Source organism: Dyella sp. OK584 (assembly GCF_057787755.1).
Window position 1 is genome coordinate 1,217,925 of the sequence record NZ_CM173542.1, and the last position, 26,832, is coordinate 1,244,756.

A 26,832-nucleotide genomic window follows, 5' to 3' on the forward strand; every position below is an offset into this window, starting at 1 on the left:
CCATGCTGCAAAACGACTCCGAACTCAAAGGCAAGATCAACCAGCTCTGGGATAAATTCTGGAGTGGCGGCATCAGCAATCCCCTCACCGCCATCGAACAAATCACCTACCTGCTCTTCATGAAGCGACTCGATGAACTCGATCTCAAGCGTCAGTTCGATGCAGAGTTCACTGGCGAAAAGTACACTTCGAAGTTTGAGGGGGTCTGGGTTCCACCAGAGTATCTAACCAAGCTCACTGGTAGCGAAACCGAGCTCGAGCTCATCGGCATCAAGGCTCAGGATGAGCACAAGTATGGAGTCGACAAGCGCACCTTGCGCTGGAGCGAGTTCAAGCGCATGCAGGCCGAGGAAATGCTGCAGCATGTACAGAGCAAGGTGTTCCCCTTTCTCAAAGATTTGAACGGTGCTGAGTCCAACTTTACTCATCACATGAAGAACGCCGTCTTTATCATTCCGAAGCCCGCTTTGTTGGTAGAGGCGGTGAAGACCATCGACGAAATCTTCGAGATCATGGAGAGGGATTCGCGGGAACACGGTCAGGCGTTTCAGGATATCCAGGGGGATGTCTATGAAATGCTGCTGTCTGAAATCGCCACTGCCGGTAAGAACGGTCAATTCCGTACCCCGCGCCATATCATCAAGCTGATGGCCGATCTTGTGCAGCCGCAACTGGGCCACAGGATCGCCGACCCGGCCTGTGGTTCCGGTGGCTTCCTGCTCGGTGCCTACCAGTACATCGTTACTCAGCTCGCTATCAAGGCTGGCACCGCGAACCTCACGCCGGATGAGGACGGGTTTGTGCGAACGTCGGTAGCCGCGGCCCTTACCGAGAAAACGCAGGCCATTCTCGCGGGGTCCCTCTGGGGCTACGACATCGACGCCACCATGGTGCGCCTTGGACTGATGAACCTGATGATGCACGGCATTGATGAGCCGCACATCGACTACAAAGACACTCTCAGCAAGAGCTACCTTGAAGAGGCCGAATACGACATCGTCATGGCCAACCCGCCGTTTACCGGCAGTATCGACAAGGGTGACATCAACGAAAACCTGCAATTGGGAACGACCAAGACCGAACTGCTCTTTGTTGAGAACATCTACCGATTGTTGAAGAAGGGCGGCACCGCTTGCGTGATCGTGCCGCAAGGTGTTCTGTTTGGTGCTGGTGGCGCGTTCAGGAACCTGCGCCAGCTTCTGGTCGAACGCTGCGACCTCAAGGCCGTCATCACCCTGCCCAGTGGCGTGTTCAAACCCTATGCTGGCGTCAGCACCGCAATTTTGCTTTTCACCAAAGTCTGGGGGCCGAAAGACCAGGTGGCTCGGCCCGCCACCGAACACGTCTGGTTTTATGAAATGAAGGTCGACGGGTACGCACTGAACGACAAGCGTGACAAGGAAGAAGGCTACGGCGATCTGCAGGACATCATTGCCAAGTACCACGTACGTAGCGCTGCTATCGACACTGATCGAGCGGCGAAATGTTTCATGGTGCCGCACACCGAGATCGCTGACGAAAAGAACAATTACGACCTATCACTCTCCCGCTATAAAACGGACGTGTTTGAGGAAGTGCACTACGACGCACCGAGTGCGATTCTGGAGCGGTTGATCCAGGCCGAGGTTGGGGATGTGGAAGGGGTGGCACTGGCCAAGGTGCGGGGCGGCATCGTGCGCGAATTGCTGGAGTTGAAGGAGATGGTTGGATGAGGAAGGTTCAACTCTCTGAGGTTTGTGATATTTCGAGTGGCGGCACACCATCAAGAAGCAACGCCGAGTTCTTCAGTGGTGATATTCCCTGGGCAAAGATTTCAGACATAGAGGGCGCTAAGAACAGCGTCATTTATTCGACAGAAGAGCATATATCCAAAGATGGTTTAAAGGATATCCGAGGAAAGATATTTCCAAAGGGTACGCTGTTGTTTTCCATGTATGGATCTATTGGCAAGGTGGCTTTTGCAGGCCTAGACCTATCAGCCAACCAGGCAATTCTTGGAATCAGGCCAAAAGAAGACAGCGAGTTAAGTTTGAGCTATCTCAAATTCTGGTTTGATAGCAATAGACGTTCATTGATCAATCAAGGACGTGGTGTAGCGCTGAAAAACCTTTCCGCGACGATAGTTCGAAATCTCGAAATAGAATTGCCTTCTCTCGACTCCCAAATCCGCATTGCCCATCTCCTCGGTAAAGTGGAGGGGCTGATCGCCCAGCGCAAGCAACATCTGCAGGAACTCGACGGCTTCCTCAAAAGCGTGTTCATGGAAATGTTTGGCGACCCCATCTTGAACCCGCATGGGTTTCAGGTGAGGTCGCTTTCGGAGTTCTATATCAATCCGAAAGAGGGCACAAAATGCGGTCCCTTCGGTAGCGCGCTGAAGAAAGAGGAGTTAGTCGATTCGGGCGTGGCTGTCTGGAACATGGACAACATCTCTATCGATGGACAGATGGTGTTGCCCTTTCGCATGTGGATCACGGCTGAGAAGTACGAGCACCTGACGGCGTATTCCGTGAAGGATGGCGACGTAATCATTTCGCGCGCGGGCACAGTTGGAAAGATGTGTGTGGCTCGGATGAACGGCAAGCCGGCCATCATCAGTACCAACCTCATCCGCCTTCGCCTTGGCTCCGATTTGCGCCCGTCCCACTTTGTTTCGCTCATGCTGTATTGCAAAGGGCGAGTGGGGCGTTTGAAAACCGGGCCTGACGGTGCATTCACACACATGAATACGGGGGTGCTGGATTCGCTGGAATTCCCATATCCGCCCGTTGAACTTCAAGATCGATTTGGTGCAATTGCCAGTAAGGTGGAAGTTGTCAAAGTTCGTTATTACGAGAACATAGCTGACCTGGAGGCCCTCTACGGCGCGCTGAGCCAAAGAGCCTTCAAAGGCGAGCTCGACTTATCGCGCGTGCCGGTACCCGCCAAGCCCATCGAGAGAGAAAACATCGTGACCGCCGAACCATTGCCAGTAGAGACCGCAGCGCGCGCGATCAACCTTCCAGACACTGACTTGCTATTGTTTGCGTTGGAGGACCGGGAGAACCTCAAGCCGCTTCTACACCAGTGGCTTGAGGCCTATCGTGCCCAGTTGGCTGATGCGGCCTTCTCCGTCGATAGTTTCATTGCCGCCGCGCAAACGCGGCTGTCGGAATTACACCCTGACAACGACCTCGAGCTTGACCAACAAGCCTACGAACACATCAAGAGCTGGGTATTCGAAGCGTTGGGCAATGGTCGTCTCAGGCAGTCTCGTGACATCACTGGATACGAGAAAAACGGGAATCCCGTTTTCGGTAACCTCATCGAGATCCGGCAGGGAGCCGAGCATTGAAGCTGTTGAGCCTCAAGATTACCGATCCGAAAGGCTTCCGCAGTCTTCCCTCTGGTTTTGAGCATTTCTTCCGCACGGAATGGACGCTGCAAGATGAGCCGATCGAGACCGAGGGTTTCGCTCCCTTTGTTTGCGCCGGCCCGAATGGCAGCGGCAAGTCGAACCTGCTCGAAGCTCTGGCGGCGATCTTTTTTCAACTAGAAGTGCAGCGCGTGAGTCGCAGTTTTCTGCCTGAGGCACTGTTGATCGAGGGTCAAGATAGCGCACCGATAGCCTATGAGCTGGAATACCTGATGAGGCTTCCGGTGGATGCGTTGCCGTATGGGGAGCGTTACGCCCATGTGCGGGTGATCAAGGAGCCCGGAAGAACGCCCCGAATGTTTTGGCTCAACCCCGTCAACTTCGCGCCACTTGGCATTGATCTCGCCAGCGATGGCCTTTGCGGCGAACGCGAACGCGATTTCTTGTTGCCTACATATGTGCTGGGGTACTCCTCGGGCGAAAACGAGATTCTCAGTTTGCCGTTCTTCAAGATGCGCTTTGTGCAGTTCGACGAGTACTGGCGCTGCTTAAAGGAGCAGATGCCTTACCCCGGTCGTCCTGACTCGCGTCTGGCATATCTCGACAGCGGCTTCAGCCAGGCGATCCTGCTTTGCAACCTGCTATTTGAGCATGAGCCGTTTCGTCAAGATGTAGGCATAGAAACACTGAAGCAGTTTCGCATCGTCCTTCAGCGCAGTATTCCACTCCAGCCGGAACAAGTAGGTTCTTTTGCCAGTGAAGACGAGAGCGAGATCCAATCGCTGGACGACATCGTCCGAAGCAACCCGGCACTTCGCATGGAGACTGATGAGACTGGCAGCCCTCGCTATCGCGTGAATCTGATGCAGCTGCTGGAGGGGAACGAACGATCTTCCTTAATCGTGAGCGCCCTTCAGCGTTGCGCGACATTGAGCTATCTGGATCAGGCTACCGACACGCTGATTCTCGACTACTGGGTGAATGAAGAAACCCGCGAGGCATTCCGCGAGAACTTCGATTACGCGTTCTATCAGTCACCCTTGGCGCTGTTCCAAGCGTTTCAGGTGTTGCTGACGTTGAACTTGTACGCGGTGAGCGACGCGCTCAAGGACGATCTGTACAAGTCCAAGAGCCACTACGTGACTGAGACGGTGCCTACGCTGGCCTCGGATCAGCGCATCATGCGCTTTAAGAATTTCTACTTCTCTAAGCACGGCGTCGAGCGGCCGATGCTGCTCAAGGAGCTTTCCGATGGTGAGCACCAGCTGTTACACAGCCTTGGGTTGTGTCTGCTGTTTCGCCACACCAATGCGCTGTTCTTGCTCGATGAACCTGAGACACATTTCAATCCCGACTGGCGCGCGAATTTCATTAATCGCCTAAGACGCTGCCTCCGACACACGCCAGACGAGAACGTGGGTCAGGAAATGTTGGTCACCACCCATGCACCGTTTCTTATCTCGGACAGCAAGCCAGACAAGGTACTGATCTTCAAGAAGGATGAGGCCGGTAGCACCGTAAGCGTCAGCTCACCCGTATACAACACCTTGGGCGCGTCGATCAACAAGATCACCATGAACACGTTTGGCAAGCGCGAAACGATCGGCGCCTATGCGAAGGAAGTTCTGGACCAGGTGCGCGCCCGCTTCAATGCCGGCGATGAAGACCCGTCCGCACTGATCGACGAACTCAACCGGGAACTCGGCGATTCGGTCGAGAAAATTCTGTTGATCAAAGCGATTCTGGGGAAGGTCGAGGGCGACGCCGTAGAGGGACAAAGCTGATGCTTTTTCCGTACATCTACGTGCCACACAAGATGGAGAAGATGCAGGAATTCATCGACTTCATTTTTTTTAAAGTGTGGTGTAAGTCGTCGGATGGCGCGCCCTTTGACCTGAGCCTGTTTGCAGGCAACCCTGAATTGCATGAGTTGATGGAGACATTGTTCTACTCGGATACCAAGGGTGCCGATTTTTTTTATGGCCATGTCGAACGCATCTATGGCTTGTTTGCGACGTTGACTCAGGGGCAAATTAGCCAGTTCGCAAAGTGGTATGAGGGTGACAACGATATCGAGAAGGTCTGCGCGAACGACCCGGCTGCTCACATAGCACGGTACGCGGACCTTCCTGTTGCAGATGAGGTTCTGTGCGGTCAGCTCGCGTCGTTCTTCAAGGGGCTGTACTCACAACTTGATTTGGCCGCGCTGAGAGAGAAAATCGGCGACATCGACGATCACTACAAATCGTTCGTCAAGATCAATAACAAGGGCAAGTGCCCGTTTTGTGGCATCAGTGACATGCTAGGCCTATACCACACCAAGCGCGAAGCCTACGATCACTATCTTCCCAAGGCCCTGTATCCCTTCAATTCGATCAACTTCAAAAATTTGGTACCCGCCTGCCACCAATGCAACAGCAGTTACAAGACGAGCCGGGACCCTGCCCATCCCGTGAAAGATCCTGCGGGAGCGGCGCAGCGAAGAAAGATCTTCTATCCCTATCGAATCGACGCTCAGAGCGTAGAGGTTTCAGTTAGCCTCGCGAACACCAATGTTGACGGACTCATCCCAGAGGACATCAATTTTGACTTTGGGCCGGCTGGGATGGCTGAAGAGCTCGCCACTTGGTGTGACGTATATGGAATTAAAGAACGATACAGGGCAAAGCTTCTCGGCGAGAACGATGGCAAGTACTGGATAACGCAGGCGTTGGATGAATGGCCGAGTAGGGGCGGCACTCCGGAGGCGTACCTGGCAGACCTGGCTGTGCGTGCTGCAGACAAGCCCTTTGCCGAGTGCAACTTCCTCAAGAACGCTTACCTGCAGGGCTGCCATAAGGCCGGCATTCTTTGAGATCCAGTTCTATTTTGGCTGACGATCTGGGCCTATGCCTTTCTCGAGCCATTGCCTATCAGCCGAAGGAATTTGCATGACGTCCGCACCCAAGATCGAATCCAGCGACTTGACCATCGAGCAGGTCTACAAGGACTTCTACGCCGTTCCCGACTACCAGCGTGAGTACGTTTGGGACGAAGACGACGTGCAAACGTTTGCTGACGATATTTACGACGAGTTCTACACCGAGAAAGGCGAGCTCATTCCCGATTCGGAATACTTCATCGGCAGCATCGTAGTGTGTCGGAACGCTCACGGCACGTTCGATTTGATTGACGGGCAGCAGCGAATGACCACGCTCTTCTTATTCCTGTGCGCCATACGCGACTATCTGCGTACGCTAGCGGTTGATGCGAGCGGCTCACTGGACAAGATGATTGCGGACACGCGCGTAGCCGAAGATGGCACGGATGCGCGCGATTACCGGTTGGTGCTGCAGTACGAAGATAGTCGCGACATTCTTGAACGTATTGCGGATGGTAACGCGCCAACCAACGCGGCCCGGGCCGATACGACCTCGATGCGCTGCATAATCGATGCGTACCGAGTGCTGATCGCCTTCGTGGTCGACGAGTTCGGCAAGGATGCGCCTGAAGTACGCAAGTTCTTCGCCACACTCATCCGTCGGGTCAAGCTGATCCGAATCGTGACGCCCAATCTTTCCCACGCACTCAAGGTTTTCGAGACAGTCAACGACCGCGGCGTCGGTCTGACCGCCATGGATTTGTTGAAAAACTTGTTGTTCATGCGTGCTGCCGCATCCGACTACCCGAAGCTCAAGGACGCCTGGAAGCGACTGACCGGCGATCTCGATGCCTGCAACGAAAAGCATCTCCGCTTCCTGCGCTATTTCGTGATGGCCACTTCGCCCGCATTCCGCATGAAATCAGGCAAGCCGCTGCGTGAAGATGAGATCTATGAGTGGTTCACCGCGCACGCCGGCGACTCCGATCTGAACATTGAGGGTCGCCCTTTGGCATTCCTGGAGAAGCTGGTAACCGCCGCGGCGCAATATCGACGCTTTGCCGAAGGCAAGGCACCCGATGGCACCCCTATTCGCTACTTGGATAACATTCAGAGCCTGAGTGGGAAGGCGCGTCAGCATTTCATCCTGATGTTGGCCGGGCGTCATCTGCCCACGGATGCGCTCGGCGCGCTGGCGCAGCAACTGGAATGCCTGTTCTTCGTTTACACGGTAACGCGGGAGCCCACCAAGGCGTTCGAGGGGGTCTTTGGCGATTGGGCGGATGATCTGCGCCACGCACGCGGACGCGAGGACGTCGAGAAAGTGATTGCGCTTCGGGTGAAGCCGCTGCTGCAGGCCAAATCCAGCGATTTCGACTTTGCGATGGGCGCATTGACCGCTAGCCGCATACAGAAATACCGCTTGAAATACGTTCTGGCCAAGCTGGCGCAGTATCTGGAACACGTCGCTTACCAAGGTGCGCTGGCCTCGGTCGACTTGGCCACCTATCTCGACGGCAAGCTGGAGATTGAACACATCCTGCCGCAGAACCCGGCCCCTTCATTGCGCGCCTCGTTCGACAAGCCGGATGAGTACGATCAGTGGGTTGAACGGCTTGGAAACCTGACGCTACTGGAAAAGCCCCTCAACCCCGCTGCGGGAAACAAAGACTTCGACGAAAAGCTGAAGGCCTTCGCTCAGTCCAAGGTGCTGTTGACTCGCGTCATCGACAGCATGGATGGTTACGGCAAGGACACTACCCTCAAGCGCGCCTTAGAACTGCTCTCTAGTTATTCAAGCTGGAACAGCGACACCATCGAGGATCGGCAAATGAAGCTCGGCGAGTTGGCGCGCAAGGTGTGGTTGCTTGATGCGTAGCAGGGGCCATGCCGCCGGTACGATTTGGCGCTTGATCCATTCAAAGTCTTCATCCCCGAAACCCCGCACCGCATGCCGAACCAGCCGGCGTGCCTCGGGTGCGCGCGCCTGCATGGACACTCGTTCCGGGTAGAGCTGCAGCTCGTTGGCGAGCTTGGGGACTTATAGGGCTGGGCCATGGACTTCGGTGATGTGAAAGCGGCGTTTCAGCCGATCTACGATTACCACAGCCTCAACGGTGTCGAGGGTTTGGAAAATCCCACTAGCGAGGGGCTGGCCGTCTGGATTTGGGTGAAGTTCAAGCCGTTGCTGCCGCTGCTGCACGGAAATCGTCGTGCATGAGACCTGGCCGTTGGGTCGTCGTTGCTGGGGATGCTGGGTCCGCAGCTTTTCAGTGTCTCGGGCGAGCTCTCTTCGGCTGGGGGTACTTATGGGGGTAGTTTTCTAGACTTCCTGTTTTAGACCCAGGTATTACTTGGCTTGGACGCATCTATTCGAGCGCACCCATACCACCATTGCTGGTTTCAAGGCGTCTTGCCAAGACCCTTGAATCCTTGAAAACCTGCCTAAGAGCGGGTTTTTTATGCCTTCGCGTCCCGGTCCGCCACTTGGCTGAAGAGAGTGTTGACCTGGAGAGCTGGGCTGTCGGCCATTCGGCTGCCACAGCCGCCTGCGTGACGATGTCTTCATGACCCCGGCGATAAGGTGACTGGATACGGAAAGGCTGGTGCGGCTGTCGCCGGTTCTTCGTGCGAACGACGGCGAGGCCGTTGACCCTCGCCGAGGCCCTTTCGTCTGCATGCCAGGTCCAAGGTGTGCGCCCGGGAACACAGGGGTGGCACTGGAACATGAGGGGCGATGCGATGGCAAAGGACAAGAAGGTAGCCAGCGGGGACGGCCCTGCCGACAGCGCGAAGCTAAAGAACAAGGACTATGAGAAAGAGCTCCAGAAGCTGCACGGCGAGCTGGTGAAGCTGCAGCTCTGGGTGCAGGAGCAAGGCGTCAAGGTCTGCGTCGTTTTCGAAGGGCGCGACGGAGCAGGCAAGGGCGGCGCCATCAAGGCCATTACCGAGCGGGTCAGTCCGCGCGTATTCAGGGTGGTGGCGCTGCCTGCACCCACCGAGCGCGAGAAGAGCCAGATGTATGTCCAGCGCTACATGCGCCATTTTCCGGCGGCGGGCGAGATCGTGATTTTCGATCGCAGCTGGTACAACCGCGCGGGCGTCGAGCGCGTGATGGGCTTTTGCACCGAAGAACAGGTCGAGAGATTCCTGCAGGTGACTCCGCTGGTGGAGCGTGGGATGGTCGCTTCACACATCATCCTGCTCAAGTATTGGCTGGAAGTTGATGAGGAGGAGCAGACGCGGCGTTTGCAGGCGCGCATCGACGATGAGCGTAAGGTCTGGAAGCTGTCGCCGATGGACCTGAAGTCCTACAGCCACTGGTACGACTACTCGCGCGCACGCGACGACATGTTCCGCCACACGGACACGGAGTTCGCACCGTGGCTGGTGGTCAACTCCAACGACAAACGACGCGCCCGCCTCAACATCATCAACGACCTGCTCAGCCGCATTCCGTACAGGGAAGTCCATCGTAAAAAGGTAGTCCTGCCCAAGCGCGAAAAACGCGGTGATTACCGCGAGCCGGATTATCCATACCGCTACATCGACGAAAAATACTGACGGACGCAGGCGGTGACGTCGGCGCGGCAGGAGATCGTTGCGACGGGAGTGCGATCATGACCCGCTTATTGATTGGCAATATCGAACCGGGCACCTCCGACGAGGAGGTCGCTGCATTTCTCGAAAAGTACGGCTTTCCGGCCTATGACCGGATCGAGGAAGTGCCGGGCGACGGTTCGCGGCCTGCCGTGTTGCTGGCCTACGATGGAATGCCTGCTTCGGCGCTGGAAAAATTGCGACTGCGTGTCCACCACCTGTTCTGGAAAGGCCGCGAACTCAACGCGATGATCCTGGGCGAGCACCTGGAGTGAGTGCTGCGCGCCGAACATCGACTCGATCGCCAGGGAGGGCCTGCCGTTGACACGCCACCATGGCCAGCCCAGTTGCACCGCGGATATCGCGGCCCTCGTTTGGGGCGTCGCCCGGCAGGCCTTACAGATGCACCGTGGCTGAGAACAACATGGGCTGGATCGGGCGTCCGCCGGGGCCGTTGAATTCGTAGATCCAGCGATAGCGGAATTCGATGTTCCCGCCCCGCCACTTGGTGTTCCAGTTGATCTGCGGCCCCACGCCGAGCCCCGCACCATCGAAGTTCGGGTTATGAGGCATGCCGTAGCTGGGTGCGGTCGGATCCAGCGTGTAGTGCTCGATCGCAGCTACCACGCCGCCGAAGCCCCAGCCGCTCGTGTTTTGTCGCATCACCATGGTTTCGATGCGACCGACGGCGCTGTTCTGGTAGATCGCATTGGTCTTGCGCGAAAACAAACCAATCGCGACGACGGTGGAGGCATCCGAGTCGCCGCTGGGCAAGGTCTTGATATAGGCGACTTTGGGCGTGAAGGTCCAGAAGTTGTAGGCGGCCTTGTTGCGCCGGGCGCTCTGGAGGTTGCTGGTGGATGCGGTCACGCCGTATGACACCGTGATGCGGTCGGTCGGCGTGATGCGGTAGCTGGCCACGAACTGCGTAAGGGCGACCTCGGAGTCACCATCGGCGCTGGAGGTGGGGCTGATCGGCGAGCTTCCCGCCCGCAAGTTGAATGCATAGGGTGACCAGGCATAAGGCGTCGTTACCGAAGCGAAGCTCCATCGCCCGACAGCCCGGCCCCAGGCGCGCCAGTCGCCTTCGGCGGGAAACGCCCAGGATTCGGTCATCTCCGTCGTCAACTTGACCGAACCCGCTGGGGTGGCGAGCGCCAGCCAGCTCGGCGCGTGGGCCAGGCCCATACCCAGCGGCCCAGCGCGATAGTCGGGCTGGAGTCCGGCGTCGGTCTGTGCGGATCCGTCACGCAATACAGGGTTTGAGCCGCCATCGGCAGCCGTGGCCAATCCTGGAGCGATAACCGCCGTCAGTGCAGCGACGGTGGCGGCAGACAGCAACGTGCACATCGCCATTCCCTCTCGGCAAAGAGCACCCGGTCACGCATCATCTTCAAAGGATCGCAAGGTGTAGTCGTGGGTGACGCGCAGAAGGGCTTTGGTTGCCCCTGCTTCCCGCGTTCCGACGATCCACGCCCCCGACTGGTGATTAAGCCACCCCGTACGTCAACCCGGCGTGCAACGCGTGTGTCGATGACCATCGCCTATGAGACGTGAGGAGACAACGTAAGGCAGCGTGCATCGGAAGCCCCTTGTCGCAAGCGGTAGAATGGCGCCATGCATATCTTCAAAGTCTTCCATCTCGAAGCCGCCCACCGGCTGCCCAACGTGCCTCCGGGGCATAAGTGCGCGCGCCTGCACGGGCATTCCTTCCGCGTCGAAATCCATGTCGCGGGCGAGCCCGATCCTACGCTCGGCTGGGTCATGGACTTCGCGGACGTCAAGGCTGCCTTCGCGCCCATCTACGACCAGCTCGACCACCATTACCTCAATGACATCCAGGGGCTTGAGAACCCCACCAGCGAAGTGCTGGCGCGCTGGATCTTCCGGCATCTGGAGCCGTCGCTACCTGGACTGGACAAGGTGGTGGTCCACGAAACCTGTACCTCGGGTGCAAGTTGTAGCCGTGACAGTTTTTGATGCGTCGCAAAATTTCTTGGCTTGGTCGTAATGTGGTGGATTTCTTGAAATTTTTGTGGCATGTGGCTTCAGTGAGAAAAAATATATTGCACTGCACAAAATGACTTGGTAGACTTCTCGCCACACCCAAACTCCCTCCGAGGGACCAAGTCATGACGCAGCAACTGAATACCCAGATTTTTGCCTACGCCAAGCAGTTCGCCGACAGCGCCTTCAAGGCTCAGGCCGTGGCGTTGAAGGGTCTGGAAAAGGTCGCCGAGCTGCAGATCAAGGCGCTCGAAAAGCAGGCCGAAGCCACAGCTGAGTTCGTCAGCGGTGCGTTCGAGACCCGCGATATCGATGGTCTGCGCACGCTGTGGGAAAAGGGCACTGCCGCCAGCCGCGAGAACGCCGAGCGCGCTGTGGCCGTGACGCAGGAAATCATCGCCGTGACCCAGAAGACCGCCGAGTCGCTTAACGCGCTTGTGCAGGAACAGCAGCAGGCTGCCAACGACGCTGTCGCTGCACCGGTCGCTGCCGCCAAGAAGGCTGCTGCGGGCAAGTAATACGATTTGCCGACGCAGCCCTTCTTCCCCCAGTTGCGTCAAGGGGCCGGACTGATGTCCGGCCCCTTTTCTTTTGGGCGCACTCCCGACGTCCAAATGTGAACAAAATAGCGGTTTCACAAGATGTCGCAGCCCCTGCGGCTTGTCGCTGCAATCGGCGCGCTGATATACTCTTACGGATTGGAACGTGGCCCGTAGCTGTATCGGTGCCGCCTGGTGTAAACCGCGCGGGGACGTTACGTGCTCAACAGTCTTGCTTCCGGTCGACGTCTCGCCTTGCGCATCATGTGGCTGCAGTTCGCTGTGGCGGTACTGGCCGGCCTCGTTTTCCTGACGTTGGGTCGTCGTGAAGCGATATCGGCCGCTGCGGGTGCGGCGATTGTGGCGCTGGGTACCGCGCTGCTGTCGGCACGCTTCTTCAGCGGGTTGAATGGGGCTGGCATGGCGTTGAGCCGACTGCTGACGGGCATGCTCCTTAAATGGATCGTGATCGTCGGGGGACTGATCATGATCCTGTTCCAATACAAGTTGCCGCCACTGGCCGCCATCACGGGGTTGGTGGCTGCCTACGCGGTTTATCTGTTGGCGTTCAGATTCAAGGGTTGAGACATGGCAAGCGAGTCGGGCGGCCTAACCGAATACATCCAGCATCATCTGACCCACCTTATTCCGCTGAATACCGGCAAGGAAGGTTTTTGGGCAGTGCATATCGACTCGGTCACCGTGTCGCTGGTGCTTGGCGTGGTCTTCTGCCTGCTGTTCTGGCTGAAGGCGCGTACGGCCACGGCGGGCGTGCCGGGCAAGGGCCAGGCGTTTGTCGAGCTGGTGCTCGAATTCGTCGATGGCCAGGTCAAGGACGTGTTCCATGGCGACCGCCGTTTTCTCGGCCCACTGGCGCTGACCGTCTTCGTCTGGGTATTTCTGATGAACGCGATGGATCTGCTGCCGGTGGATCTGCTGCCGTGGATCACCGAGAAATTCGGCGTCGGTCATTTCCGCGCCGTGCCGACCGCCGACATCAACATGACGTTCGCGATGTCGCTGACGGTGTTCGCGCTGATCATCTTCTACAGCTTCAAGGCGAAGGGTTTCAACGGCTACATGCATGAGCTGTTCACCGCGCCGTTCGGCTCGCATCCGGCGCTGTGGATCCCCAACTTCCTGCTCAACGTCGTCGAGCTGCTGTCCAAGCCGGTGAGCCTGGCGATGCGACTGTTCGGCAACATGTACGCGGGCGAGCTGGTGTTCATGCTGATCGCTGGCCTGTTCAGTGCTGGCGCCGGCGTGGCTGGTTGGGCGCTGTATGGCGCAGGCATCATCGGCTACACGGTGTGGGGCGTGTTCCATATCCTGATCATCGGCATCCAGGCCTTCATTTTCATGGTGCTGACGATCGTGTACATCTCGATGGCGCACGATCACCACTGATTCGTGCTTTCGAATATTCCATTTCAACCGTTTTGACTTTTCAGTTTAAATTTCTCAGGAGACCGTCGTGGAACTCATCGCTCATATTGCTCAAGTGCAGTCCTTTACCGCCATCGCGCTGGGTCTGATCATCGGTCTCGGTGCACTCGGTGCCTGTATCGGTATCGGCGTCATGGGTTCGAAGTTCCTCGAGGCCGCTGCCCGTCAGCCGGAACTGGTGCCGCTGCTGCAGGGCCGCATGTTCCTGCTCGCCGGCCTGATCGACGCGGCGTTCCTGATCGGTGTGGCGCTGGCGATGTACTTCGCCGTGGCGAACCCGCTGCTGTCGAACGTGATGAACGCTGCCACCGCTGCAGCTGGTCACTAATACGTCGGTTCAAGGCGCCGCTTCGGCGGCGCCGCATTTCCGCAATGACGCTTCGGCGTGCTTGCTCGTAATACACAGCAACTACAGGTAACGCAGCGATGGATTTCAACGCGACCTTGATTGGCGAAATGCTTTCGTTCGCCATCCTGATCTGGTTCTGCGTCCACTTCATTTGGCCGCACATCAACAAGGCGATTGAGGATCGGCAGATCAAGATTGCCGAGGGCCTCAATGCCGCCGAGCGCGCGCACGCCGAGCTGAAGGACGCCGACCACAAGGTCGCGGCCGAGATCAAGGTGGCGCGCCAGCAAGCTTCCGAGATCATCGACAAGGCCCAGCAGCAGGCCAATCAGATCATCGACAAGGCCCGTGCCGAAGCGATCACCGAGATCAACCGGCTGAAGTCTTCGGCGCAGGACGATATCGCGTCGATGGCGCAGCGTGCCCGTGACCAGCTGCGCCAGCAGGTGGGCGCACTGGCCGTGCAGGGCGCCAGCAAGATCGTGCAGCGCGAGATCGACCCGTCGACGCACAAGGCGTTGCTCGACCAGCTCGCAGCCGAGATCTGATCGATGGCCCAGGCAATCACCCTCGCTCGTCCGTACGCCCGCGCTGCCTTTGAAGTGGCGCATGAGGCCGGTTCGTTGAATGCGTGGTCGCAGGCGTTCGCATTCGCTGCTGCAGTCGCGAGTGATTCGCGCGTGTCAGACCTCAGCACCGACCCGCGTGTGCTGCCGGCACAGCTGGTTGCGCTGCATCTGCCGACCGGCATGGCTGCCGATGCACCGTTTACACAGTTCCTCGGCGAAATGGCCGAGCAGCGCCGGTTGGCGTTGTTGCCGGAAGTGGCCGAGCTGTATGAAGCGTTCAAGCGTGAGTCCGAGTCGCAGCTGCTGGTCAAGGTGACCAGCGCGATGGCGCTGGACACGACGCAGACCGAGCAGCTCAAGGCATCGCTGAAGCGCCGTTTCAAGCGCGAGATCGAACTGGAAACCCGGATCGATACCGCGTTGCTTGCCGGCGTGGTGATCGATGCCGGCAGTGAAGTGATTGATGGCTCCGCCCGCGGCCGCCTGACCAAGTTGGCCAGCAGTTTGGCGCGTTAACAGCCGATGCACAGTGGAGAGAAGTGAGAAACGAGTGGAAAGCAACCACCACGCCACTCTTACTCACTCCTCACTCCTCTCCAGTTAGTTTTACGCGGGTCCATTTCGCGAAGAGCAAAAACCGGCCATCCATGGCCGGACTCTTGAGAAAATAAATTCTTCAGGATAACCACCATGTCCAGCACGACTTTGAATCCGTCTGAGATCAGCGAACTGATCAAAAACCGCATCGAGCAGTTCAAGCTCGGCGCGGAGGCACGCAATGAGGGCACGATCATCAGCGTGTCCGACGGCATCGTGCGCATCTACGGCCTGGCCGACGTGATGCAGGGCGAAATGATCGAACTGCCGGGCAACTCCTATGCGCTGGCGCTGAACCTCGAGCGTGACTCGGTCGGCGCCGTGGTGCTGGGCGAGTACCAGCACCTGCGCGAAGGCGACGTGGCCAAGACTACCGGCCGCATCCTCGAAGTGCCGGTGGGCCCGGCGTTGCTCGGACGCGTCGTCGATGCGCTGGGCAACCCGATCGACGGCAAGGGCCCGATCAATACGCCGTACAGCTCGCCAATCGAAAAGGTTGCTCCGGGCGTGATCTGGCGTAAGTCGGTCGACCAGCCGGTGCAGACTGGCTACAAGTCGGTCGACTCGATGATTCCGATCGGCCGTGGCCAGCGCGAGCTGATCATCGGCGATCGCCAGACCGGCAAGACCGCGCTGGCCATCGACGCGATCATCAACCAGAAAGATTCCGGCATTAAGTGCATCTACGTCGCCATCGGCCAGAAGCGCTCGTCGATCGCCAACGTGGTGCGCAAGCTCGAAGAGCACGGCGCGCTGGCCAACACCATCATCGTGGTGGCTTCCGCTTCCGAGTCGGCCGCGCTGCAGTACGCTGCGCCCTATTCGGGCTGCGCCATGGGCGAGTTCTTCCTCGATCGCGGCGAAGACGCGCTGATCATCTATGACGATCTGTCCAAGCATGCCGTGGCCTACCGCCAGATCTCGCTGCTGCTGAAGCGTCCGCCGGGCCGTGAAGCCTATCCGGGCGACGTGTTCTATCTCCACTCGCGTCTGCTCGAGCGCGCTGCACGCGTGTCCGAGGAGTACGTCGAGAAGTTCACCAACGGCGAAGTGAAGGGCAAGACCGGCTCGCTGACCGCGCTGCCGATCATCGAGACGCAGGCCGGCGACGTGTCCGCGTTCGTGCCGACCAACGTGATCTCGATCACCGACGGTCAGATCTTCCTGGAAACCGACCTGTTCAACGCCGGCATCCGCCCGGCCGTGAACGCCGGTATTTCGGTGTCCCGTGTCGGTGGTGCCGCCCAGACCAAGATCGTCAAGAAGCTGTCCGGCGGCGTGAAGCTGGCCCTGGCGCAGTTCCGTGAGCTGGCTGCGTTCGCGCAGTTCGCTTCGGACCTGGACCCGGCCACCCGCGCTCAGCTGGACCGCGGCCAGCGCGTGACCGAGCTGATGAAGCAGGCCCAGTACGCCCCGCTGTCGATTGCTGAGCTGGCCCTGTCGGTGTACGCCGCCGAGAAGGGTTACCTCGACGACCTGCCCGTGAACAAGGTGCTGCCGTTCGAGAAGGGCCTGCACGCGTTCATGCACCAGAATCACGGCGAGCTGATGAAGAAGATCGTCGTCACCGGTGACTGGAACAACGAGATCGAAGCGACCTTCAAGTCCTCGCTCGACGAGTACAAGAAGACCGGTAGCTGGTAAGTAGAAAGGGTGTACGGCCGCTTATGTTGAGCGGCTGTACAGCACTCCGGCCGAAGGGCCGGGATCGCAATCACCCAACAGGTTGAGGCAAACGTGGCAAGCGGACGCGAAATCAAAACCAAGATTAAGAGCACGCAGAACATGCGCAAGGTGACGCGCGCGCTCGAAATGGTCTCGGCCTCGAAGATCCGCAAGGCGCAGGATCTGATGAAGGCCTCGCGGCCCTATGCGCGTGCGATGCGCAAGGTGATCGCGCACGTGGCCCAGGCCAACACGGACTTCAGCCATCCGTTCCTGCAGGAACGCGAGACCGTCAAGCGCGTGGGCTACGTGGTCATCACCACTGACCGCGGCCTGTGCGGTGGCCTCAATTCGAACCTGTTCCGTCGCCTGCTGCCGGCCATTCGCGAATGGCAGGACAAGGGCGTCGAAGTGGACGTGGTGGCGATCGGCCAGAAGGCGGTGCAGTTCTTCCGTCGTCTCAAGGGCGTCAACTTGATCGGCACGGTCAGCCACCTCGGCGAAAAGCCGAAGCTCGATACGCTGGTGGGCGCGATCAAGGTCGTGCTCGATGTCTACATGGCGGGCAGGGTCGATCGCGTGTTCCTGGCCCACAACGATTTCGTCAATACCATGACGCAGACGCCAGCTGTGCGTGCACTGCTGCCGCTGCCGGTGGTTGCCGAGGAGATGGGCGTCGCGGCCGGCGAGTCGTCAGCTTCGCCGAATTACCCGGTGGCAGGACTCAAGCTCGAGCAGAAACACGACTGGGACTATATCTACGAGCCCGATGCCGCCACGGTGCTCGGGGACGTGCTGATTCGCTATATCGAGTCGGTGGTGTATCAGGGCGTGCTGGAGAACCTTGCCAGTGAGCATGCGGCGCGCATGGTGGCGATGAAGAGCGCGTCGGATAACGCGAACAAGGTGATCGGTGAGCTGACGCTGATTTACAACAAGGCGCGTCAGGCGGCGATCACCCAGGAAATTTCCGAAATCGTGGGCGGTGCAGCGGCGGTTTGACCGGCGCTGTGACGAATCAAATTCTGGCGACGCGCAGCGGCGCCGCAATAAACACTAAAAGATCCATCCGGAGCACTTCCATGAGTCAGGGCAAAGTTGTACAGATCATCGGCGCGGTCATCGACGTGGAATTCCCGCGCGATCAGGTGCCGCAGGTTTACGACGCACTGAAGATCGACGGTACCGAGATCACGCTGGAAGTCCAGCAGGTCCTGGGTGACGGCATCGTTCGTACCATCGCCCTCGGTTCCTCCGCTGGCCTCAAGCGCGGCCTCGTGGCGCGCAACACCGGCGAAGGCATCAAGGTGCCGGTCGGCAAGGCCACGCTGGGCCGCATCATGGACGTGCTTGGCAACCCGATTGACGAAGCCGGCCCGATCGGCGAGCAGGACCGTTGGGTCATCCATCGCGAAGCGCCGAGCTACGACGACCAGGCTGCTGCAAACGATCTGCTGGAGACCGGCATCAAGGTCATCGACCTGATGTGCCCGTTCGCCAAGGGCGGCAAGGTCGGCCTGTTCGGCGGCGCCGGCGTGGGCAAGACCGTGAACATGATGGAGCTGATCAACAACATCGCCAAGGCGCACTCGGGTCTGTCCGTGTTCGCCGGCGTGGGTGAGCGTACCCGTGAGGGCAACGACTTCTACCACGAGATGAAGGACTCCAACGTTCTGGACAAGGTCGCGATGGTGTACGGCCAGATGAACGAGCCGCCGGGCAACCGTCTGCGCGTGGCGCTGACCGGCCTGACCATGGCCGAGTACTTCCGCGATGAGAAGGACGAGACCGGCAAGGGTAAGGATGTGCTGCTGTTCGTGGACAACATCTATCGCTACACGCTGGCCGGTACCGAAGTGTCTGCACTGCTCGGCCGTATGCCGTCCGCCGTGGGTTACCAGCCGACGCTGGCCGAGGAAATGGGCGTGCTGCAGGAGCGCATCACCTCGACCAAGACCGGTTCGATCACCTCGATTCAGGCCGTGTACGTGCCCGCCGATGACCTTACCGATCCGTCGCCGGCCACCACCTTCGCGCATCTTGATGCGACCGTGGTGCTGTCGCGTAACATCGCTTCGCTGGGTATCTACCCGGCCGTGGATCCGCTGGACTCCACCAGCCGTCAGCTCGATCCGAACGTGATCGGCGCCGAGCACTACGACGTGGCCCGTCGCGTGCAGGGCACGCTGCAGCGCTACAAGGAGCTCAAGGACATCATCGCGATCCTGGGCATGGACGAACTGTCCGAAGAAGACAAGCAGGCGGTGTCGCGCGCCCGCAAGATCGAGCGCTTCTTCTCGCAGCCGTTCCACGTGGCCGAAGTGTTCACCGGCTCGCCGGGCAAGTACGTGCCGCTGAAGGAAACCATCCGCGGCTTCAAGATGATCGTGGACGGCGAAGTGGACCACCTGCCGGAGCAGGCGTTCTACATGGTCGGCGGCATCGACGAGGCCATCAAGAAGGCCGAGGAAATGGGCGCCAAGAAGGCCGCCTGATCCCTCCGGGCGGATCTGAACCCTCCGCCCGTCGCTTAAGCATCCGGAAATCGAGTCATGAGCCACACCATTCGCGTCGAAGTCGTCAGTGCCGAAGCCGAGATCTACTCGGGCGAGGCGACGATGGTCGTTGCCACCGGCGAGATCGGTGAGCTGGGCATCACGCCGCGCCACGCGCCGCTGATCACCCGCCTGAAGCCGGGCAAGGTTGTCGTCACCCAGCCGAACGGTGAGAAGGTCGATATCTCCATCACCGGCGGCGGCATCCTCGAGGTGCAGCCGCAGGTTGTCACGGTGCTGGCCGATTCGGCCATCCGCTCGGAGAACATCGACGAGGCAGCCGCGCTGGCGGCCAGGAAGGAAGCCGAGGACGCCCTGGCCAATCGCACCGATGCGGTCGATATTGCCGAGGCCCAGGCCAAGTTGGCCCAGGCGCTGACCCAGCTGCAGGCGCTGGAGCGCCTGCGCAAGACGCTCAAGCACTAAACCTTCGGTCGCCCTGGCTCCAGGGTAGCGAACACGAAACGCCGGCCTTCGAGCCGGCGTTTTTATTTATGCTGGTTGCACATCGAGAGGTGGCTTGAGCCATGCGAACAGAGCGGTGCTGCGCGGCCCGCGTGCGATGTCTGCACTGGCACCTGTTGCAGGTTGCGGCCATCGCGCTGCTGGTTGCCTGCGCTACTCCGCCTTCCCTGCCGCCCTTGGGGCCGCAATCCGAAAACGACATTTCTCATCGCGCCCTCACCAACGACGGTGTGCGGCACTACCCGTTGGCGCTCGGCCAGACCTCCATCGGCGCTGTGCCGCTGGAACATCCGGCGCCGTCCTATCCTCCGGCACTGCTTGCAGAGCGCCCGCCGCCGCAGGAAATCGAGGCGCTGCTGCTGGTGGATGCGCAGGGCAAGGTCAGAGAGGTCCGCATTGCCAATGACACGGGGGGCGACCCACGGCACCGCCTGTTTGCGGAAGCAGTACGTGAGGCAGTCATGCAATGGACTTTCCTGCCCCTGCGCATCAGCCAGTGGGCCGCCGATGCCAACGGGGAGACCCATGAAGTGGGCAGCAAGACCCAACCGTTCAGCGTGAACTACGTGTTCCGCTTCGCCTGGAAGGGGGGGGCGAGCCGGTAACGGAAGTCAGCGCCCCTACCGGCGGCAGCCATTAGCCTCATCCCCGCCAGCGCGGTGACTGAAGACCTCCATCTTGCGGCTGCTATGCTGCGCCGCTAGCCAAGACGGGCCCGCCAATGATCAAGAACGCACCCCTGCACGTGATCGTCCTCGCCGCCGGTGAGGGTAAGCGCATGAAGTCCAGGCGGGCCAAGGTGCTGATGCCCCTGGCCGGTCGGCCCTTGCTGGCTCATGTGCTGGATGCAGCGCGCGCGCTACAGCCGCAGGCCATTCACCTGGTCTACGGTCATTGCGGCGACCAGGTGCACGCGGCGTTCGACGGCCAGGCCGACTTGCGCTGGGTGTTGCAGTCGCAGCGGCTTGGCACCGGGCACGCGGTGCGCGAGGCGTTGCTCGAGGTGCCCGATGAGGCCACCGTGCTGGTGCTCTATGGCGACGTGCCGCTGACCCGTGCGCAGACGCTGGAACGGCTAGTGCGCGCCGAGGGTACGGTGAGCCTGCTGGCCACCCGTGTGAGCGAGCCGCTCGGTTATGGCCGTGTGCTGCGCGATGGCAACGGGCTGGTGCGCGCCGTGGTGGAAGAGAAAGATGCCGATGATGCCCAGCGCGCCAACAATCTGATCAACACCGGCATCGTCGCCGCCGAGGCGGTGGCGTTGAAGCGATGGACGTCCAAACTCGATCGCAACAATGTGCAGGGCGAGTACTACCTCACCGACATCTTCGCCATGGCCGCCGCGGAAAATCGCGCCGCGGCCTGCGTGGAATGTGAGGACGAATACGAAGCGGCCGGCGCCAATAATCCCTGGCAGCTGGCTGAGCTGGAAGCGCAGTTCCGCCTGCGCGCGGCGAAGGCGTTGGCGCTCGAAGGCGTGCGGATGGCCGATCCTTCGCGCATCGATGTGCGTGGCGCCGTGACCGCTGGCATGGACGTGGAAATCGATATCGACGTCATCCTCGAAGGCAAGGTCACGCTTGGCGATGACGTGCGCATCGGTGCATTCACCCGCTTGAAGGACGTGAGCCTCGCTGCTGGCTCCGTCGTGCAGTCGCACTGCGACCTGGAAGGCGTGGTGACGCACGGCCCATGCATCATCGGCCCGTTCGCACGCCTGCGGCCGGGCACCGAATTGGCTACCGGCGTGCATATCGGCAACTTCGTCGAGACCAAGAAGGCGCAGCTCGGTGAAGGCAGCAAGGCCAATCACTTGAGCTACCTCGGTGACACCGTGATCGGCAGCGGCGTGAACATCGGCGCGGGCACCATCACCTGCAACTACGATGGCGTCAACAAGCACCTCACCACCATCGGCGACGGTGCCTTCATCGGTTCCAACAGCGCGCTCGTGGCGCCGGTGACGATCGGCGCGCAAGCGACCATCGGTGCGGGCTCGGTCATCAGCAAGGAGGCGCCAGCGGGTGAGTTGACCATTGCGCGTGCGCGTCAGGTGACGCTAAACGGCTGGCATCGGCCGACCAAGAAGACGTAAGGATCGTCCGGCTCATTTCCCTCCGGGATGGGCAAGTCCAGGCTCGGGTATCAAGGCAGTCGTTGGCTCCAGCCAGCAATCTTGCTGGTTCGTTTCATCCAGCAGTGCGTAGTGCGAACTTTTGTCGACCAGCAAAGGAGCATGCGATGCGGATTCGGATGTTGGTGCTAGGTACGGTTGCGACGATGACCCTTCAAGGTTGTGTTGGTGCGGGTGCCGTCATGGACACCACGGCGCAACAGAACCTCCAGTCTCTACAGCTGTTCAACGCAGACGCCAGCCCGCGTTTCACGTTCTACCTGGCCTGCACCAGTGACAGCGTCAATTGCGTTAATGTCGAAAACTGGTTTGATGCCTGGGCGAGCGATCGGCACGTCAAGTTGCATGGGGTCGAGCCGAGCGATGGCTCATTCCAGGATGGGCAGCCATCCCGTTCAAGGGAGCAGGCGCTGCCTTATCGCCTGGCGGTTCACTACAAGCCCTGGATGAAAGCCGGCTACACCGTGACGTCGTTGAGCAAGCAGGGCAGTTCTCCCGCGCCGGCTGTAGGTTATACCGCCACCATCTACGTTTTCGATTCGATGACAGGTCGGCTGTTACAGGCCGTTCCTGTCCATGCAGAGAAGACCGCCGATCAAAAGGAGGGTCCGGCGAATCCTTACCTGCACGCCAATGTGGACGATTTCCTGGCAAGCCTGGACCCCACCTACGCGGCGAAGTAGCGGCGGATGGAGGGCGCGGCTTCGCGCACCCCGATTTACGCGTAGCGCCAGCCGTCGATCTCCACCAGCAGTTCCTGCCGGCAGATATCCCCGTGCAACAACAGCACCGGCACGCCGGGTAGGCGTCGCTGCAGGAAGTCGCGCACATGCGGTGCGTCCGTCGGGTGGCGCACGTAGGCCTTCAGCGGCGACTGCGTGTCAAAGCCCGCCCGCATGCCGGCACTGGCCAGCAGGCTCTCCAGATTGATCAGCGTCTCTTCGAGCTGCGCTTCCAGGTCGTCCTCGTGCGCGGAGGCATGGCCAACCACGGCGGCGGTGCCAGAGATGGCCAGGGCGTCTTGCGCCGGCAGGGCCATCGCGCGAGCGAAGCTGGGCGGCGTACGGCCATATTGGCGCGGATAACGCCAGGCGCTGACCTGGCGTGGGTTTTCCACGCGCACGCCCGGTTCGTCGCACGCCAGCAGGTAGACCTGCAGGCGTGGCGTGGCAGCGTGGTGGCCGATGGCCGTGGCGGCGGGAAAGCCGTCGGCGAAGAAGTTGTCCATGCCGTCAGCGCGGCCGTCGCAGAACAGCTTGTAGCGTTCTGTATCACCATCGCCCTGGTTGATGTCGCCAAGGTAATTCCAGATGCGCTGCACGTGCCGCTCAAGGCGCGACGCAAGAAAACTGCGCAGCTGCGCATACGCGGCGGCGGCAGTGTCGCCCGGGCCGCCGTGCGCCTGTTCGTCCAGGGTCATCGCCGCAAACAGCCAACCCTCACCGGCCGACCATTGCAGGTCGCCCTCGCGTCCGTGGCTGACTGGGCCGTTCACTTGCCAGATCTCCAGCGTCTCCGGCGCGTCGAAACTTTCCAGGTCCACTCCCAGCCAGCGCGGGTCGCTACTTCGCACCGCGCCCGTACCGAAACCGAACACGGCCAAGGTACCTGGCTCCTGCAATACCGCGTCTGGCTTGGCGTGGCGATAGGAGACCTGCGGCGCGCGACGCAGTGCCGGACTGACGTTTTCACAACCCTGAACCATGCGCTCCAACCCGGGGAGATGGGGTCGCTATGTTACACTCGCCGGTCGCCGCCTCTGGGGGAGAGGCGCATGTACTAGGTACGGAATCGGGTATGGCCGAGCAGAGCACCGCACAACACGAACTGGCCACATTGATCGTGGAAAGTCTCAACCTGGAAACCGTGCCGGCCGACCAGATCGAGCCAGACGCACCGTTGTTCGGGGGCGATTTGGGCCTCGATTCCATCGACGCACTGGAAATTGCGCTGGCCGTGTCCAAGCGCTACGGCTTCCAGCTGCGCTCGGACAACCCGGAAAACCGCCAGATCTTCAACAGCCTGCGTACGCTTTCCGAGCACGTTGAACGACACCGCGCCGTTTAACAAACATCGGGCATGATGCCTGGCATGCGCGGCACACTGGTGCCGTCGCCGTTTCGGTGACAAGCGAGCAGGCTGATACCAACATGTCGTCCCTTCCCGTCTCCCAACCGAGATCCGCATCGCGGCGCTGGCTACCGCTGATGTTCGGCTATCCCGTGCTGGCAATGGCGGGCGTGCTGACGCATCGCCAGGGTTTCTCGCTGGCCGCCTGCGCGCTGCTGCTTACCTTGCTGATGGCACCGGGCCTGTCTACGCGGCGGCCGTTGCCGTGGGCCATCTGGCTACTGACGCTGGCGACCATGGGCTGGCTGTGGCAGCGCGGCATGGTTGGGCTGCTGCTGGAATGCGTGCCCATTGCCATCAACGTATTGCTGGCGTCGCTATTCGGACGCAGCTTGCGGGCGGGCTCGATGCCGTTGATCGCACGCTTCATCGAGGCGCTGGAAGGGCCCGAACGCCTGCAGGTGCCGGGCTTGGCGGTTTACGCGCGTCGGCTCACCTGGTTTTGGACCGTGCTGACCGCGGCGCAGGCGTCGATGCTGGCAGTGCTGCTGCTTTGTGCAGAGCCGGGTGGCTTGCTGGGTTCGATGGGCATCGTTTCGCCGTGGCCGGTGCCGGCAGGACCGGCCCAGTCGTATGTGCACGTGGGTGGCTACGCGCTGATCGCCGCGGCCTTTCTGCTGGAGCATGTGTTCCGCCGCTGGCATCTGCGGCATATCCCGCATCCGCGTCTGCACGAACTGGCGCTCGGCATCGCGGCGCGCTGGCCGCAGCTGGTGCGCGGTAAGGGCCCCATGTCGTCATGAGTCACGCATCCTTCCATCGTGAGATTCAGGTGCCGGCGGAACATCCCTGCCTGCCAGGTCATTTTCCTGGCACACCATTGGTGCCTGGCGTCGTCTTGCTTGAGCAGGTAGCGATGGCGTTGCGCCAATGGCGTGGCGAGCGACTGGCGCGTGTGGTGGACGCCAAGTTCGTATCGCCGCTGCTGCCGGACCAGCGCGCGACCATCACGTTGACCGAAACGGCCGGGCGCGTGCGTTTCGACATCCGCCGTGGCGAGGAACTGCTCGCCCGCGGCACGATCGAGGGTGGCGCGTGAGCGAGCACTGGCAGAGCCGTCCCGAGGGTGGCGGCCGTTTTGCACTGTGGCTGATTCGCAGCATTGCGCTGCACGGCGGGCGTCCGCTGGGCCGATTCTTCCTGTATCCGATCACACTCTATTTCTACTGCCGACGTGCTCCCGAACGAGTGGCATCACGGCGATTCCTTGAGCGCGTGCTCGGCAAGCCGGTCAGCGCGTGGCAGGTGATGAAGCACATCCACAGCTTCGCCGCGACCCTTCTCGATCGCATCTTCCTGCTCGCGCGCGGTCAGAAGGGCTTCGACATCACGGTGGAAGGTCTCGACGAACTCGAAGCCACCGTCGCGCAGGGGCGCGGCCTGCTGCTGCTCGGCTCGCATCAGGGCAGTTTCGAAGCCTTGCGTGCACTCAGCTCGCGTCGACCAGACATCTCGCTGCGCGTGGTGCTGGACAAACAGAAGACGCCAGCCCTTACCGAGCTGCTCGAAGCGCTGGCGCCCGATATCGGTGCCCAGGTGATTGATGCCTCGCTGGGCGGCGCATCCATCACCCTCGCCATGGCCGAGGCCTGCGAACAGGGCGCAATGGTGGCGTTGCTGGCAGATCGCGGTCGCGAGCATGAAGTGCTGCGCCGTACGCCATTTCTCGGCGAGCCGGCGCCTTTCCCGGTGGGCCCCTGGCTGCTCGCACACTCGTTGCGCGTGCCGGTGATGCTTTGCTTTGGTCTGTACGAAGGCGGCAACCGCTATCGCCTGATCTTCGAGCCGTTCGCCGATCGCGTGGACATGCCGCGCCAGGATCGCGCCCAGGTACTGGACGCGCTGATCGCCCGCTATGCGAGTCGCGTGGAACACTACGTCCACGTCGCCCCCTACAACTGGTTCAACTTCTATGATTTCTGGCAGCAAGACGTGGCTACTGCTGTGCATGCTGACGATGTCGCTGGGCGCGAACGCGTCGGCGCCTGAAGATGCTGCCACGGCGCGCGCGCTGGTGGCCTCGCTGGGACGTCCCGCGCCGGCGCGCACGCCTTTCGCCGAAGCGCGTTTCCTGAAGATGCTGGACCAGCCGCTGGTCGTTTCCGGCGAGCTGGCCTGGCTGGGCGGCGACCGGCTGGAACGCCGGGTTGAACATCCGACCCCCGAAGTTTCCACCATCGCCGATGGAGAGGTGACGCAGCAGCGCGAAGGTCGCGAGCCGCGGCATTTCTCGCTGAAACGCGCCCCACAATTGCAGATTCTTCTCGACAGTTTTGTCGCCTTGCTCGGCGGCGATTCCACGCGCCTGGAACAGGCGTTCACCATCCAGTACACGGTGAGTGACGCCAACCGGTGGACGCTGATGCTCACGCCGCGCGATGCGAAGCTCGTGCGCTCCGTCAATCGTATCGAGGTCGACGGTAGCGGTAATGAGCCGCATTGCATGCGCATGCAGGAGGCGGACGGCGATCTCGCAGTCGACCTGCTTGGAAACCTTGCCGCGAAGATGCCCGCCACGCCCTCCCGCGAAGCGCTCGCGGCGCTGTGTCAGGGCGGCTGAG

General features: G+C 60.4%; 28 protein-coding genes and 1 pseudogene. 27 read left to right on the forward strand and 2 right to left on the reverse strand.

The genetic code is table 11. The features are described 5' to 3' along the window. Positions 1 to 2: 2 nt before the first annotated feature. From AC3CBN_RS05410 to AC3CBN_RS05445, 8 genes and pseudogenes are all read left to right on the forward strand, one after another. Positions 3 to 1,712, forward strand: a complete 1,710-nt coding sequence (locus tag AC3CBN_RS05410; RefSeq protein WP_488635799.1) for a type I restriction-modification system subunit M — start codon at positions 3 to 5, stop codon at positions 1,710 to 1,712. Next, positions 1,709 to 3,334, forward strand: a complete 1,626-nt coding sequence (locus AC3CBN_RS05415; RefSeq protein ID WP_488635800.1) for a restriction endonuclease subunit S — start codon at positions 1,709 to 1,711, stop codon at positions 3,332 to 3,334. Before AC3CBN_RS05410 ends, AC3CBN_RS05415 begins: the two co-directional genes overlap by 4 nt. Then, positions 3,331 to 5,139, forward strand: coding sequence for a restriction system-associated AAA family ATPase (locus tag AC3CBN_RS05420; protein ID WP_488635801.1), 1,809 nt, complete (start codon positions 3,331 to 3,333; stop codon positions 5,137 to 5,139). Before AC3CBN_RS05415 ends, AC3CBN_RS05420 begins: the two co-directional genes overlap by 4 nt. Further along, positions 5,139 to 6,209 (forward strand): HNH endonuclease, encoded by a 1,071-nt coding sequence (locus tag AC3CBN_RS05425; protein WP_488635802.1) that lies wholly within the window; start codon positions 5,139 to 5,141, stop codon positions 6,207 to 6,209. Before AC3CBN_RS05420 ends, AC3CBN_RS05425 begins: the two co-directional genes overlap by 1 nt. Before the next feature lie 76 nt (positions 6,210 to 6,285). After that, positions 6,286 to 8,094, forward strand: coding sequence for a DUF262 domain-containing protein (locus AC3CBN_RS05430; protein ID WP_488635803.1), 1,809 nt, complete (start codon positions 6,286 to 6,288; stop codon positions 8,092 to 8,094). A gap of 72 nt (positions 8,095 to 8,166) precedes the next feature. Further along, positions 8,167 to 8,467: pseudogene (locus tag AC3CBN_RS05435) on the forward strand (6-pyruvoyl trahydropterin synthase family protein); the annotation flags it as partial. Between the two features lie 490 nt (positions 8,468 to 8,957). Beyond that, positions 8,958 to 9,779 carry a polyphosphate kinase 2 gene (gene ppk2 / locus AC3CBN_RS05440; RefSeq protein WP_488635804.1) on the forward strand — a complete coding sequence of 274 codons (822 nt, stop codon included), beginning with the start codon at positions 8,958 to 8,960 and terminating at the stop codon, positions 9,777 to 9,779. A 56-nt stretch (positions 9,780 to 9,835) separates the two neighbouring features. Further along, the gene (locus tag AC3CBN_RS05445; RefSeq protein ID WP_488635805.1) at positions 9,836 to 10,090 is read left to right on the forward strand and encodes a hypothetical protein; all 255 of its coding nucleotides are present in this window, start codon (positions 9,836 to 9,838) and stop codon (positions 10,088 to 10,090) included. Between the two features lie 121 nt (positions 10,091 to 10,211). Here the strand turns inward: AC3CBN_RS05445 and AC3CBN_RS05450 are convergent, their stop codons facing one another. Continuing rightward, positions 10,212 to 11,171: a transporter family protein gene (locus AC3CBN_RS05450; protein WP_488635806.1), complete on the reverse strand. Its 960-nt coding sequence runs from the start codon at positions 11,169 to 11,171 to the stop codon at positions 10,212 to 10,214. Between the two features lie 261 nt (positions 11,172 to 11,432). Between AC3CBN_RS05450 and queD the strand changes: the two genes are divergently transcribed. The 14 genes from queD to AC3CBN_RS05520 all read left to right on the forward strand — a co-directional run bounded on the left by queD (position 11,433) and on the right by AC3CBN_RS05520 (position 22,824). Continuing rightward, positions 11,433 to 11,795, forward strand: coding sequence for a 6-carboxytetrahydropterin synthase QueD (gene queD / locus AC3CBN_RS05455; RefSeq protein WP_488635807.1), 363 nt, complete (start codon positions 11,433 to 11,435; stop codon positions 11,793 to 11,795). Between the two features lie 152 nt (positions 11,796 to 11,947). Next, a complete protein-coding gene (locus tag AC3CBN_RS05460) occupies positions 11,948 to 12,340 on the forward strand; it encodes a phasin family protein (RefSeq protein ID WP_488635808.1) in 393 nt (130 codons plus the stop codon). 240 nt (positions 12,341 to 12,580) lie between these two features. Further along, the gene (locus AC3CBN_RS05465) at positions 12,581 to 12,946 is read left to right on the forward strand and encodes a hypothetical protein (protein WP_488635809.1); all 366 of its coding nucleotides are present in this window, start codon (positions 12,581 to 12,583) and stop codon (positions 12,944 to 12,946) included. A gap of 3 nt (positions 12,947 to 12,949) precedes the next feature. After that, positions 12,950 to 13,768, forward strand: a complete 819-nt coding sequence (atpB, locus tag AC3CBN_RS05470; RefSeq protein ID WP_488635810.1) for a F0F1 ATP synthase subunit A — start codon at positions 12,950 to 12,952, stop codon at positions 13,766 to 13,768. A 67-nt stretch (positions 13,769 to 13,835) separates the two neighbouring features. Then, positions 13,836 to 14,135 (forward strand): F0F1 ATP synthase subunit C, encoded by a 300-nt coding sequence (gene atpE / locus AC3CBN_RS05475; RefSeq protein ID WP_140653657.1) that lies wholly within the window; start codon positions 13,836 to 13,838, stop codon positions 14,133 to 14,135. A 98-nt stretch (positions 14,136 to 14,233) separates the two neighbouring features. After that, on the forward strand, positions 14,234 to 14,704 hold the full coding sequence (locus AC3CBN_RS05480; RefSeq protein ID WP_488635811.1) for a F0F1 ATP synthase subunit B: 471 nt from the start codon (positions 14,234 to 14,236) through the stop codon (positions 14,702 to 14,704). 3 nt (positions 14,705 to 14,707) lie between these two features. Next, on the forward strand, positions 14,708 to 15,241 hold the full coding sequence (locus AC3CBN_RS05485) for a F0F1 ATP synthase subunit delta (RefSeq protein ID WP_488635812.1): 534 nt from the start codon (positions 14,708 to 14,710) through the stop codon (positions 15,239 to 15,241). A 174-nt stretch (positions 15,242 to 15,415) separates the two neighbouring features. After that, the gene (atpA, locus tag AC3CBN_RS05490; RefSeq protein WP_488635813.1) at positions 15,416 to 16,966 is read left to right on the forward strand and encodes a F0F1 ATP synthase subunit alpha; all 1,551 of its coding nucleotides are present in this window, start codon (positions 15,416 to 15,418) and stop codon (positions 16,964 to 16,966) included. Positions 16,967 to 17,059: 93 nt separating this feature from the next. Continuing rightward, entirely contained in the window at positions 17,060 to 17,989 is a 930-nt protein-coding gene (gene atpG / locus AC3CBN_RS05495; protein ID WP_488635814.1) for a F0F1 ATP synthase subunit gamma, read from the forward strand. 80 nt (positions 17,990 to 18,069) lie between these two features. After that, positions 18,070 to 19,482 carry a F0F1 ATP synthase subunit beta gene (atpD, locus tag AC3CBN_RS05500; protein WP_488635815.1) on the forward strand — a complete coding sequence of 471 codons (1,413 nt, stop codon included), beginning with the start codon at positions 18,070 to 18,072 and terminating at the stop codon, positions 19,480 to 19,482. Positions 19,483 to 19,539: 57 nt separating this feature from the next. Further along, complete coding sequence (locus tag AC3CBN_RS05505) at positions 19,540 to 19,968, forward strand: F0F1 ATP synthase subunit epsilon (protein WP_488635816.1); 429 nt, start codon at positions 19,540 to 19,542, stop codon at positions 19,966 to 19,968. Between the two features lie 101 nt (positions 19,969 to 20,069). Beyond that, on the forward strand, positions 20,070 to 20,612 hold the full coding sequence (locus AC3CBN_RS05510; RefSeq protein WP_488635817.1) for an energy transducer TonB: 543 nt from the start codon (positions 20,070 to 20,072) through the stop codon (positions 20,610 to 20,612). A 119-nt stretch (positions 20,613 to 20,731) separates the two neighbouring features. Further along, entirely contained in the window at positions 20,732 to 22,102 is a 1,371-nt protein-coding gene (gene glmU / locus AC3CBN_RS05515) for a bifunctional UDP-N-acetylglucosamine diphosphorylase/glucosamine-1-phosphate N-acetyltransferase GlmU (protein ID WP_488636670.1), read from the forward strand. A 146-nt stretch (positions 22,103 to 22,248) separates the two neighbouring features. Continuing rightward, on the forward strand, positions 22,249 to 22,824 hold the full coding sequence (locus AC3CBN_RS05520; protein WP_488635818.1) for a hypothetical protein: 576 nt from the start codon (positions 22,249 to 22,251) through the stop codon (positions 22,822 to 22,824). 35 nt (positions 22,825 to 22,859) lie between these two features. Here AC3CBN_RS05520 and AC3CBN_RS05525 read toward each other — a convergent pair whose 3' ends face one another. Continuing rightward, positions 22,860 to 23,846: a chorismate transformation FkbO/Hyg5 family protein gene (locus AC3CBN_RS05525; protein WP_488635819.1), complete on the reverse strand. Its 987-nt coding sequence runs from the start codon at positions 23,844 to 23,846 to the stop codon at positions 22,860 to 22,862. Positions 23,847 to 23,938: 92 nt separating this feature from the next. Between AC3CBN_RS05525 and AC3CBN_RS05530 the strand changes: the two genes are divergently transcribed. The 5 genes from AC3CBN_RS05530 (at position 23,939) to AC3CBN_RS05550 (ending at position 26,831) form a co-directional block, all read left to right on the forward strand. Continuing rightward, positions 23,939 to 24,208 carry a phosphopantetheine-binding protein gene (locus AC3CBN_RS05530; RefSeq protein WP_488635820.1) on the forward strand — a complete coding sequence of 90 codons (270 nt, stop codon included), beginning with the start codon at positions 23,939 to 23,941 and terminating at the stop codon, positions 24,206 to 24,208. Positions 24,209 to 24,291: 83 nt separating this feature from the next. Further along, positions 24,292 to 25,014, forward strand: a complete 723-nt coding sequence (locus tag AC3CBN_RS05535; RefSeq protein ID WP_488635821.1) for a COG4648 family protein — start codon at positions 24,292 to 24,294, stop codon at positions 25,012 to 25,014. Continuing rightward, positions 25,011 to 25,310 carry an ApeI family dehydratase gene (locus tag AC3CBN_RS05540; RefSeq protein WP_488635822.1) on the forward strand — a complete coding sequence of 100 codons (300 nt, stop codon included), beginning with the start codon at positions 25,011 to 25,013 and terminating at the stop codon, positions 25,308 to 25,310. Before AC3CBN_RS05535 ends, AC3CBN_RS05540 begins: the two co-directional genes overlap by 4 nt. Further along, positions 25,307 to 26,260 carry a lysophospholipid acyltransferase family protein gene (locus AC3CBN_RS05545; RefSeq protein WP_488635823.1) on the forward strand — a complete coding sequence of 318 codons (954 nt, stop codon included), beginning with the start codon at positions 25,307 to 25,309 and terminating at the stop codon, positions 26,258 to 26,260. Before AC3CBN_RS05540 ends, AC3CBN_RS05545 begins: the two co-directional genes overlap by 4 nt. Then, complete coding sequence (locus AC3CBN_RS05550) at positions 26,229 to 26,831, forward strand: LolA-related protein (protein ID WP_488635824.1); 603 nt, start codon at positions 26,229 to 26,231, stop codon at positions 26,829 to 26,831. Before AC3CBN_RS05545 ends, AC3CBN_RS05550 begins: the two co-directional genes overlap by 32 nt. Position 26,832 lies beyond the last annotated feature (1 nt).